This window comes from Vibrio hepatarius (genome assembly GCF_011806575.1).
Lineage (GTDB): Bacteria > Pseudomonadota > Gammaproteobacteria > Enterobacterales > Vibrionaceae > Vibrio > Vibrio hepatarius_A.
Window position 1 is genome coordinate 149347 of sequence record NZ_JAATOO010000004.1, and the last position, 12648, is coordinate 161994.

Annotated in this window: 4 protein-coding genes; 2 read left to right on the plus strand and 2 right to left on the minus strand. The window is 47.4% G+C overall.

Annotation, left to right across the window (positions count from 1 at the left end; translation table 11 throughout):
* Positions 1-12: 12 nt before the first annotated feature.
* A complete protein-coding gene (locus HCZ42_RS04445) occupies positions 13-348 on the minus strand; it encodes a Grx4 family monothiol glutaredoxin (protein ID WP_167419542.1) in 336 nt (111 codons plus the stop codon).
* A gap of 272 nt (positions 349-620) precedes the next feature.
* Between HCZ42_RS04445 and sodB the strand changes: the two genes are divergently transcribed.
* Complete coding sequence (gene sodB, locus HCZ42_RS04450) at positions 621-1205, plus strand: superoxide dismutase [Fe] (RefSeq protein WP_167419543.1); 585 nt, start codon at positions 621-623, stop codon at positions 1203-1205.
* Positions 1206-1286: 81 nt separating this feature from the next.
* Here sodB and HCZ42_RS04455 read toward each other — a convergent pair whose 3' ends face one another.
* A complete protein-coding gene (locus HCZ42_RS04455) occupies positions 1287-11471 on the minus strand; it encodes a retention module-containing protein (protein ID WP_167419544.1) in 10185 nt (3394 codons plus the stop codon).
* Between the two features lie 510 nt (positions 11472-11981).
* Between HCZ42_RS04455 and HCZ42_RS04460 the strand changes: the two genes are divergently transcribed.
* A complete protein-coding gene (locus tag HCZ42_RS04460) occupies positions 11982-12485 on the plus strand; it encodes a VC2046/SO_2500 family protein (RefSeq protein WP_167419545.1) in 504 nt (167 codons plus the stop codon).
* The last annotated feature ends 163 nt before the right edge of the window (positions 12486-12648 follow it).

The following is a 12648-nucleotide window of genomic DNA, read 5'->3' on the forward strand; positions in this document are numbered from 1 at the left end:
TTCCGACAAAGATTACTCTTCGTTGCTTGCAGCGCGTGTCGCAGCTTCTTTAACTAGTGGCTGAAGTTCACCTTTTTGGAACATTTCGATGATAATGTCACAACCACCAATCAGTTCGCCTTCAATCCAAAGCTGTGGGAATGTAGGCCACTGCGCGTAAGCTGGAAGCTCTGCGCGAATGTCTGGGTTTTGTAGAATGTCTACGTATGCGAATTTTTCGCCACAAGCCATTAGTGCTTGTGCAGCTTGAGAAGAGAAACCACAGCTAGGCAGTTTTGGTGAGCCTTTCATGTAAAGAAGGATCGAGTTCTCTTCGATTTGCTGTTTGATTTTATCGATAGTTTCCATTGCTTCCTCTTAATGGAGTTACTGCAAATTATCTGGACATTCTAAACCATTGGAGCAGAATAAAAAGCCTATAATCTTTGTGGTTTTATAAGATAAATAAATTTCATATAGAAATTGAACATCTATCCTTTTAATAAAGTAAAAACTTGCTAAACTATAGCTCAAGTCAGCAGTATGACCATGGTTGGCTGATTCAGCGGGCCATGAATAACAAATAACACTGGAAGCAATCGAGAGAGTCTAACTCTTTCTTATTAATGGAGAATCGAGCAATGGCATTTGAACTACCAGCTCTTCCTTACGCGAAAGACGCGCTAGAACCACACATCTCAGCTGAAACACTAGATTTCCACCACGGTAAACACCACAACACTTACGTTGTTAAGCTAAATGGTCTTATTCCTGGTACTGAGTTTGAAGGTAAAACTCTGGAAGAGATCATCAAGACTTCTACTGGCGGCATCTTCAACAACGCAGCGCAAATCTGGAACCACACGTTCTACTGGCACTGTCTAGCGCCAAACGCAGGCGGCGAACCAACTGGCGCAGTTGCAGACGCAATCAACGCTGCTTTCGGTTCATTCGAAGAATTCAAAGCGAAATTCACAGACGCAGCAATCAACAACTTCGGTTCTTCATGGACTTGGCTAGTTAAGAAAGCGGACGGTTCTCTAGAAATCGTTAACACTTCTAACGCAGCGACTCCTCTAACAGAAGAAGGTACTACTCCGCTTCTAACTGTTGACCTATGGGAACACGCGTACTACATCGATTACCGTAACGTTCGTCCAGAGTACATGAACGGCTTCTGGGCTCTAGTTAACTGGGACTTCGTTGCAGAGAACCTAGCTAAATAATTCCCTTCCCCTAGGGTTTTAAATTTAGTCGATAAAAAAGCCAGCATTTAGCTGGCTTTTTAATTGCTCGTTTTCCTAGGCTTAGCTGTCATGAACAAGCACGTGCTGGTCCAGCAAAGCCGTCACAATATCTGCCGCGCCACTGCCGACAATCGTTAATTGCGGGGCAAGACTTTCAACCAAAATCGTCTGTTCATCACTGCCTGCACCATTGGCGTAGATCGTCAGTTCAATGTGGTCTCCATCCACTTTGGCATCAATATTTTCGAGTAACGCATCCATATCCAGCACAGGCTGTTTCAATTCTGGCAACACGTCACGCAGGTCGATTTTGTCACCTTCGGAAAGGCTGAAATCGGTGATAGTATCGGTCGCACCATTATCAATTTCGTTCCAAATGAAGATATCCATGCCAGCCCCACCTGTGAGTATGTCGGAGCCCACACCACCAATCAGCACGTCGTCACCATCCCCACCCACAAGCGTATTATCCCCAGCACCTCCAACCAATCGATCATCACCGCTACCACTGGTTAGATCCTGATTCGAACCGCCGATCAGTTGAACATCATCAGTACTTGCCGACAAATCAATCGGGTTGTTCTCGGTCACGACATGGAGGTTAATCTCGACCGGTGCAGACTCCGCGACATCGCCATTGCTCTCTTGTGACGTCGCCACCACGTTAATCGTATGCTGACCAACTCCTGTACCTTGTATTTGCAAGTCGTCAATCGCGGCCTGTGGCACTATCCATTGGTTGTTGGTTGAATCGAATGTGACCGTCTCCGTTCCACTAAATAATGTTGCGTTATCCGGCACACCGCTAATGACGAGATTAAGCGTTTCATTAGCATCGGCTAACTCTGCCACTATTCCCGCCAACATGAACCCGTTTAAAAATCCGGATTCGCTCACCGTGGTGTTTCTCACATACAAAGTCGCTGGGTCAATTTTTAGCGTCGGCGCGTTGGCAACGGGTGTCACCGAAATCGGATAACTCACAGTGCTTGTTTCAATCGCAATTCCAGAAGGATTGCCGTTGTCTTTCGCCACTACGGTTAAATTAATCGTATCGACTGGCGAGTAACTCGCGTCGAGGAAGACGCCGTTTGGAGCAATTGGCGTATCGATTAGCGCATTCACCGCCGCCAACGAACCCGTTAACGTAATAGAGTCGGTGCCGTTTCCCGTAACCGTCACTTCCTCTGGTGCGGTTTGAGAAACCGAAAGCGTACCGTAATCCACGGATAGAGTGACGATCATCAAATCATCGGCATCGCTATCAACGTAGTCGACATCACTGACGTTAATACCGCTGATAAGCTGAGCCGAACTTTCTTCTACTTGTGTGGTGATTGAAGAAGAATCAATGATCGGCGCGTCGTTGACGCCATTGACCGTCAGTGTCGCAGAGCCAGTATCTTGTAAGAAGTCGTTCACCCCATTAGTGGTGCCATTGTCTTCAATCACGTAATTGAAAGTTACTTCACCGTTAAAGTTCGGCTTGGCGTTAAACGTCCACGACACACCATCTAGGTTTGCTATCAACTCACCTTGCTCTGCCGGCACGGTAATGGAAGTCACGCTCAGTGTATCGCCATCAATGTCACTGCTTGCAGCAATCAGTTGCGCAGCGGTGATCTGGATTGAGCCATCTTCGTCGATTTCGCCCAAGTCTAGGTCTCCGGCAACTGGCTGATCATTCACTTCGGTTACATTGATCTCAAAGGTAGTGGTATTGCTGTTCGAGGTTGATGTATCAGTTGGGTCAACCGCACCATTGTTGCCGCCATCATCGACCGTCGCCGTCACCAAAACAGGACCACCCGAGTTGAGATCATTGCTGTTTGAATCTGGGGTAAAAACAACGACGCCATTGGCAAGCGCGGTGTTAATGTCCGCCAGCTTACCGCTTATGACTAAGCTACCGTCTGGTTTTAGTGCAAAGCTCACATCCGGAAAGCTACTCGCTTCAAGAGTGCCTTTATCCACCTGAAGTGTCAGCGTATAAGTCGCGTCTGGGTCATCATAAATGACATCGATGTCGGCGATTTGGAACTGGTCAATCGCAACACCACCGACCACATCTTCTGTCGTCGCTAGATCGCTGACGTTGACGAATGTCGGTTGGTCATTAACAGGGTCAACCGTAAGCTCAACATCAAACTCGCTCTTCGCACCAAGATATTCGTTACCTTGTGCGTCTCTATCCACTGCCTGTAAAGAGATGTGCAGCGGACCATCAATACCCAAGGCATTGCCATTATCGCTGTTACGTTCACCGGAGTTAAACACTATCTTATCGATTTGTTGCGCGAGTACATCCAACGTCCAAACATCATTTACCGCGTTATACGTCGCCAACGTCGTTCCATCTGGATAGAAAATCTGCGCATCTTCCGGCACATTCGACACTTCAATACGAAGCGTTTCTGGCGCGTTTTCGCTGTACGTGCCGTTGCCAGTCGCAGACAAGGTGTTGTCTAAGGTTGACGTATCAATAGCAATGTCGATATTGCTGCCTTCTGTGCCCTCAACAGAATCGGTTGGATCGCTATCGACGGCATCACCAACGGGCGTCACCGTCAGTACAAATTTAGGTAGATTTGTGACTGGCGTTGGCACACCCAGCAAAGATTCCTCGATATACGCGGTGACACCAAACTCTGCCGTACCACTGAAGTTTTTCGGTGGTTGCACGCTAATCGCACTCAGGTCGAGTGTTTCGCCTGCATCTGCTGGTAATTTAACGCTCCAAGTACCGCCGCCGTTATTTTTTACTACGTACCCACTTGCCGAGCCAGCACTGAACAAGAAGCCATCAGGCACGTTGGTAAAGGTAATTGAGACGAACGATTCAGAGCCGTCGGTATCACTGAGTGCGATAGACACTGTTCCTGAATTGCCTAATGAGATGGACTCATCTTCATTACCGCTAATCTCAATCGCTTGGCTTGGGTCTGTTCCCGGACCGGAGACAGTGACACTATCCACAACAGGAACAACGTCAAAGCTCACACTGGTCGAGAAGTTATCTGAGTGCTCCGCGCTGGTACCCAATTCATTAAACGTCGCGGTATCCGTTACGGTTCCCGACACCAGAATGCTTACGGTATTATCGTCGTTGCCAGTTGGATAGTTGTCTGCTGGTTTAAAGAGGATGTTATCTAACGCTCCATTCTCAATCTCACTTTCGCTCAATGATAGGGTTGAACCTAAAGCATTGCCCGATTGGTCATAAAACTCGCCAATCGATGAATCTTCCAGAGTGAGCGTAATACCAGAAAGAACTTCGTGACCACCTTCGACACCCGTTACTTGGTCAACGATCTGATAGCCCAAGTTGAGCTGAATATAACTGTCTTCGTACCCTACTCGGTCGGCGCCAGCTTGACCATCTTGGTCAATCGGATTCATGTTGGCATCTAATGATCCGACAACATTGAAAGTCATTTCCGGTTCCGAATCAATGCCATCTTTGACGTCCGCAATCGGATTCACTTTGATAATTACATCACCGGTTTGAACGTTTTCATCGCCGGAGCTGATATCAGTCGTGATCACCGTGAACGGTAATCTGAAGTCACCTGAATAGTCCTCTGGCAAGTTGAGCAGCAGCCCGTCCAATGCACCAGCAACACCCGTCGATGAAATGCCTGTTTGGAAGACAAATTTGCCATTAACGAAATCCACTTCGCTGCCAGAGATAGAAATCGGATACTCAACGCCGTCGATGGTCACAGTCTTATCGATTACAATCGTGACTTCATCGGCTGAATCATCGGCGGCATTAAAACTGATCGCACTTTCTAAATACGGTCCAAGGTCTAATTGAGTATCTTCGGTGCCTTCAACCACAGTATCAGCCTGAATACTGATTTCCGCTGCAACGTGGTCATTGCCAATAATGACTTCAGGGAACGAGAGGTCAATCGACGTTTCTCTAACCACTTTCGCGGTTTGCTCGTTGGTATCCTCGCCCTCATCCAGTACTCTGGTGTAAATCGTCAGCGAAATATCGTTGACGTTACTTGTGCTGTTGTTGTTTGCGTTGCCATCAAGGTCTAAACCATTCGGTGCGCTGATACTGAATGCCTCTTCGTTGATGATAACCCAACGCCCTTCGCCTTCGTATGCGGCACCAGTCACCACGAGTTGCGTCAGCACCGCATCAGAAAGAGCCGAGCCATCAGTATTGGTCAGTTGAATAACCACATCTTCTACGCGCTCAACAGATGAGGCATCGGTTTCGTTGTATTTGATGACATACTCGCCGTCCCACACTTCGTTCCCTGAGCCGTCAGTTTGGGCGTTATCACTGTTGATAGTGAAGCGGAGCTGGCCGTTGGCATCGGCAACTAGACTACTGTATTCCGTCGTGCCTGCTTCATCCGACACCACTAAGCGATTTTTACTGTCTTCTGGCTCGACAATCGGACGAACCACAACGTGCACATCACCAGTAATAGTCGCGGTGACTCGACCACCTTCGCCAACGATTGTGTCGCTGGTGTACTCGTGGTCACGCTCCTCAATCTCGACGACTGTCGTGAGGTCAAAGTCTGCACTTGAGTCAGCCGGCGGTGTGATCTGAACAAAGTTGTTGCTCAGTGCGATCTGTGTAAACTCTTCAGGTGTTTGACCGTCCAACGGCGCAATGGTGATGGTTCCCGTCGAACTGTCAAAATTCCAATCCACGTTGCCATTGATATTGACTGTTGCACCATCCGGTACACCATTAATCGTGATCGAGGTGAAATGTTCATCGCTATCTGAGTAGTCACTACCTTTCGGGTGCCAACCGATATTGATCGCGGAGTCTTCTTTGCCAACACTACGATTGGTGTATGTCAGTGAGGTATCAATCACCGGTTCCACATTGACGCGAATTTCTTTTTCAAACGTCAGCGTATGCCCGTCATTTTCAGTCACCACGATCGTCCCGATAATCGTGATATTTTCAGTTGATGAGTGCGTTGGTTTAATCACAATGCCGGAATTGGCATTTAAATCGGTGATATCGGCTTCATAGATAGGTTTCGACATATCGGGTTTGCCGTCTGCCCCTTTCTCGTAACCAACAAAGTTCAGATTGATCCCCGAACCGTTGCCATCTTCAATCACCACTCCGTCTGGAATATTGGATAACAACACCGTAATCGATTCAGAGCTGTCGCTTGGTTTATCAAAAACTTCACCGGAAACAATCTTAAAATCGATTTCCGCTTCACCATTTTCCTGAATCGTGGTTTCAATCCCTGAAACGTCACCTTCACTGAACTTTGTCCATTGCGAACCGGTAACATGACCTTGTGGTATATCAGCAACACCTTTTACTTCAACATTGACGGTTTTCGTTCCGAGAACTTTGACGTCAACGTCCAATGTGCCGTCCGATAAGGTCGCGCTGTCTTTCACTACACCCGTCACCTTAAAGCTAAAGTCTTTGTTGCTGTGTAGCTCAGGATTGACTTCGACGTTGCTCAACTGGTCGTATCGAACCTCAAAATACTCAACACCATCAACTGTGATGGCGGTAATTTGATCAGCGCCCGCTCCGACCCAATTTAGCTCTGCATTCTCGGTAATATTTGAAATACGCACGTAGAGTGTTTCAGAACCATCCACATCGACAGACGGGTTCATCGCGATCACTTCATCAAGAGTAAACGGCTCATAATTCGGCTCATCACCGATATAGTTTGGATCTGCGATGTTGTCTTCGTTGATCTTAATGCGACTGACACTAAAGCGGCCAGCATCAGCGGATGGACGCACATCAATCACTATCTCTTTCGCTTCAGATTGCGCGGTAGATTTATCGGTTGTGCCGTCGTTGTAGGCGTTGACGGTTTCTTCAGTAACAGCCGTTGCCTCAAGGCGGATCTGACCCGAGAAGTTATCTATCGGATTGATTTCTACGTTATCAATGTCACTGGAAGAAACGGTATAAACACCGTCTTGTGGGGTAATAAGCGTGTTGCCGATGAACAACTCAAACTTCCCTTCACCCTCGATGATTTCAAGTTGATAACTGATGGTTTCTGGGTTACTGATATCTTGTGTTTCCGCGAGGAGTTTGAGCTCAACATTGCTCTGGTCCTCAGTCACTTGGTATTGATAAGTGCTTTGAGAGTCGTTCCACGTGGCGATGTCTGCGACACTTTCCACTTCAATTCGGAAATTTGAATTGACGTTATGATCAGGAATCCCATTGTTGTCGATTTGCAGTTGATAGTTGATCTTAATGCCGTTCTCACCAGTAGAGTAGTTGCGATCCGGCACAAAATAGAGGTTTTCTATCGTCGCAATGGTGTTGTTACCGCTTAATGAGAAGCTCTGTTCAAGCAGAGACCCATCCATCACTATTTTTCCAGACGTCACCTCTAACTTGTGGAACTCACCATCTTGCTCATAATAGAAAGTTCCGTGGTGTTTATTGGCATTTTTCAGCGTTAGCGCACCGATTGCCTCTCCATTATCTTGGTCATACAAGTTCACTTGTAACGCTACTTTGACTGGCGCGTCTGGCAAATCAGTCTGGTTATCTTGCGCGTTTTCGAACGCGGGTTCATCACCACTTACGTATGTGATGCTCGAATCGCGTCCCGCATCTTCAAATGTCGTCACTTTAAGTGCGATTGGTCGTGACTCTCTATCGGTAATGGTGATATCCAGCGGAGCAACCGAGGTATCTAAGTCTCCGTCGGTTGCGGTGAGTTTGACGGTAAAGTTAATCTCATCACCATCGTGCTCAAGATAGTTGTTGGCTCTGAACTCCACTTCACCATTTGAGTTGATGCGTAAAATACCCAGCTGACGGGTCTCTTGGCCACCATTACCATCGTCGGTTTGTTGATAGACATTAATGGTCTGTATACCATCAGACAGTTCAACCGAATCAGAGTACACGCCGCCAGTACCACCAAACACGATCGATGAGCCATCTGAGGTCGTCCCTTCAATCTGAGTTAACGCCGCATCGTCTGCGCCTTTATCTGTTTCTGCCGCAAACATATCGATTTTAGAGCCGTTATAACCCTGCCCCTCTATTCGGGTGATAGTTTGTGTCGTCAGGGTTGGGACATCATCAACGACCGTGATCGGTAGGTTTATTACCGAGCTTTGGTCACCATCATAGTCATTTGCCTTGATGGTAAAGTTGATCTCTAGTTCGTTCTGTTGATTAGCGTCATCGTGGTCTAGTGGCTTCAATAACGTGAAGGTATAGCTGTTGTCTGACGTATCAAACGTCATGGTGAACACGTCACTACCCGAACTGGTTTGTGCGGTGTAGACAAACGTAGTGCCACTGGTTTCTACCGCCGCCCACTCAAGTGGTTCTCCGCCCGAGGTTAATCCGGATAAGATGGTATCTGCATCGGTCAGTTCATATTCGACCACACCATCCGCGCCCTCAAGCAGAGTAAAGTTGCCCGAGATTTGCGTGGATTGATTCTGGTCCGAACCGATAGCGGAAATGTCATCTTCATCGACGCGCTTATCCCCTGTCGGCTCTCCTATCACCACTGGCTGATCGTCGAGAACTTCAATCGGTAAAGATATAGCGCCCGAAGCATCCATATCGCCATCAATCGCCACCACTTCGAATGGTATTGTCAGGCTGTCTGAGTCTTGTGCATGGTCTAGCGGTTTAAATTGGGTATAGGTGTAATGACCGTCATCGCCCAACTCAAGGGTGAAGATAACCTGATTACCCGCTACGCCCTGATAAGCCGTACTCACAGCATTACCAGCCACTGTAGAAATGGTGACGTCTAGCCCGCCGGATTTGAGACCGCTTTCGGTATTGCTAATGTTAGTCAGTTGATAAGCCACAACCCCATCGGCACCTTGGGTGGTTTCAAACCAACCTTGCGCAATGGAAGTCGAGCCGGCAGATTGCGAACCTCCGCTGATTTCTTTCTCATCAACGCTTAATTCGCTACCGCTGGCGAGGTTATCAATGATGGGAACATCATCTGCAATCGTCACTTTCAGTGGCTTAGTCGCCGACTCGTCACCGTCACTATCGACCGCATAAACAGGTAAATCAAAGCTTAAGGTGTTGTAGCCATTGGCATCGGCGTGGTTTAGCGCCTCAAGTAAGGTGAAGGTGTATTGACCTTTGACACTCGCATCAAAGTCCAACGTAAAGACTGGGTTTTCTGCGCCGGTCGATGGGTTAATAGTAAAGCCGAGGTACTTACCTGAGTCGACAGGCTCTTCACGCAATTGCACGACGAGTCCGTCAGAAGTCAGCGCATCATCGGTGTTGAATTGGCTGGTATCAAGACGGAAATGGTCGATATGGTCGCTGCCTTCGGTAAAGCTAACGGTATTCGTCGATGACACGGGGGTTGCACCGCCGATAGAGCCGTCGGCAAGGAGTGTCTCAGACACGCTCACACTTGGAACCGTATCGATAATCGGGTTCGCACCGTCTGTGATAGTCAGTGTGACCGTCGTCGTTTGCGCATCGTTATCAAAGTCGCTTGAGGTCACTACGATGGTTTTAACGATGTCTCCGCTCGAATGGTCTAAATCGCTGGCTGGCTCAAAACGCATTCTGCCTTCGAGAGTGATGTACAACGTTCCTTCGGTAAAGCCAAAGGCTTGTTCACCTGAGGCATCCAAATCCAGCGTTCTGGTTTCATTGCCAAACATGATTTTCGTGATGATGGCTCCGTCCGCGCTCTGCTCTGAAAAAAGCTCCATTGTCGCGGTGCTTTCAGCCTCTAGGGTGCCAAGGGTCGGTTCGACAATCGTCCAATTGCCACCTTGCATCAGGTGAACGTCATCTTCAATCGTCACTTGCAGCGGCTTCATTACCGAGTCATCACCGTCGCTGTCGACCGCATACACAGGTAAGTCAAAACTTAAGATGTTATTACCGCTGGCATCAGCATGGTCGAGCGCTTCAAGCAAAGTAAAGGTGTATTGGCCTTTGACACTTGCGTTGAAATTCAGTGTAAAAATGTCAGTTTCAGCGCCTGTCGATGGGTCAACGGTAAAGCCTAGGTACTCGCCAGAATCGGCAGGCTCTTCACGCAATTGCACCGTCAAACCGCCTGAAGTCAGCGCTCCGTCCGTGTTAAATTCACTGCTTTCAAGGCGGAAGTGGTTGATATAGTCGCCACCTTCACTGAAAGAGATAGTGTCCGTGACAAACACCGCACCACCACTAGGAGACGAACCTTGCTCAAGCATTGACTCCGAAAGCTCAACACTCGATGTCGCGTCAATTTGAGGATCTGGCCCGTCGCCAATCGTCACTTGAGCGTTGATCGGCGCTTGAATTAAGTTGCCGCCACTGTCTTTACCTTCAATATTAAACTGAATGGAAATCTGGTCGTTTGAGAACGATACTTGGCCTCCACCGACTGACGGCAGATGGTCAATAGGCTGAAATATCGAGGTGGTCAATTCTAAGTTGACGTTTTTGCCGACGTTTTGCGTATCGATATCAATACGCAAAACTTCTTCTCCTTGAGACACACCAACGATCGCGTTTTCCGCCGCATCATAAGTAAACGAAACAGCCTGTCCGTTTGACGTGATATCGCTATTGAGCTCAGTCAGTAGTGAAGAGAGCGAGAGTGTTTGTGGTACAAAAGAGGTGGCATCAAGCGGCAGGTCACCTGCGGAGATAATGACCGAACTAGACACGGATTGCGGATAGGTTTCTAAAGAGATTGAGCCTTCGACAAGAGAGCCACTGATGCTTTCACCACCAGCAGCAAACGCCAATGAACGGCCATCCTCATCACGCTGATTAAACTCATCTCGCGGAATGCCTTGGGTTTCGAAGAAAGTACTCGCAAGCACTTCTGCACCATTGTATTCGATGGTAACAAACCCAGCATTAGCCGAACCTGTTACGGTTCCACCCGCTGCGGTTGCTTCGAGTAATTCGGTCGGGTCGACACCATCGAGAATCGCTTCTTGAATCGCCGCGATATCGATTTCGTCCGTCGCTGCATTCGCAAGTTGCTGTGGATCAACGCTCAACTCACCTGAAACAGGAGTGCTAACCCAACCTCCTTGTTCGTTGCCACAACCTACACAGTTCTGACCCTGTGCGATCAAGTGCTCGGAGGTGTCTACCAGTACACTAGACTGATTAATCGTAATGACAATTTCATTCTTTTGAATCACATCGCCTTCGGTAACTCTGCGCGGACTGCCATCGACTTTGACCACAATAACGTCACCAACGACTTCTACCACTTTTGCGGTTTGGCGAGATACTTCTACGTCCATAAACACTCCTAACTTCGCTTATTACCAGCGGCAATACTTTTAATACTTTGTCACTATCTAGTGGACAAAATAGCAAAACATGCTGTCAAAATCCGTGATTTAGCACGTTTCAAAAACGACCGCACACAAACATAAGCATTTGTTATATAACGAATTTATTCGACGCATAGTTTATTTCCCTGAGTAATTGTGTTGGCATTCTCATATTTAAGATATGAATTACCCAGGTAGAGATAAAAATAGGTTTAGAAAACAACCACTAAACCTAAACACCTTGCTCAAGAAATGAGTGAGAATCTGGATACACGGAGGATGGCGTTAGGCGAGATTGGAACGGCTTGTAACGGGACGCGATGATAGCAATATTCAACTTTAACTAAGCTTTAGGCTGCTTTGCCTATTGATAAACATTTGATGGGCAATCTTTGAGCGATTGAGTCGTTTTAACGATTAATTTCACTAAAGTTTCTTCTCTTTGAGTCGCTATAAAAGCATCAAACGAGGGTGTATATGCAAGTCCATACTTTAGACAAAGCAACGATTATCAACGAACTTCAGTTCGGCAATGGTATCAACCATGCTGTTCATGAAGGACGTCGCGCTGATTTTGCGCTGATCCTGTCGATGTTTTCGGATGACGTACGTGACAACACGCCAGTTGAGCAGATCGAAGCCGTCAATACTACTGATCAACTGCTACGCCAAAGGTTTGAGTTGCAGACACCTCAACCACTGCGCTCTGACCAAAGCTCGTACGAGATTTCTGCCCAGCAAGCCAACTTATTTCATGCGTCGGGTCTGCCGAGCGCAAAGCTCAGCCATTACCTAAAACCAGAAGTTCTCGCCTACTTACCGGAAGATACCCATGATCTGCCAGAAGAGTTGTACCATAACCTTTCGGGACATCAACGCCGAAAGTTAAGCGAAGCCGAACCTAAACAATTACTACCTGCGGATTTGTACAACAAACTGGTTGAAGCGCAACGCACTTTCCAAATTTCTGCTCACACGTAGAGCGTCAAGTGCAGAAGTAAGTTTTCCATTAAGATCACAAACTCACTGCATCATTTTTCGTATCGATACAGTAATTGACCTACGTAGTGTGAAAGACCGCAAAGAAACAACTTTATCATTATGACGTATTGATTAACTTTGATGTTATTCACATCTAAATCCC

Bases quoted from the DNA above. Each gene is read 5' to 3' on its own strand.
- HCZ42_RS04460 (WP_167419545.1), top strand. From the start codon at position 11,982: ATGCAAGTCCATACTTTAGACAAAGCAACGATTATCAACGAACTTCAG.
- HCZ42_RS04445 (WP_167419542.1), bottom strand. From the start codon at position 348: ATGGAAACTATCGATAAAATCAAACAGCAAATCGAAGAGAACTCGATC.
- sodB (WP_167419543.1), top strand. From the start codon at position 621: ATGGCATTTGAACTACCAGCTCTTCCTTACGCGAAAGACGCGCTAGAA.
- HCZ42_RS04455 (WP_167419544.1), bottom strand. From the start codon at position 11,471: ATGGACGTAGAAGTATCTCGCCAAACCGCAAAAGTGGTAGAAGTCGTT.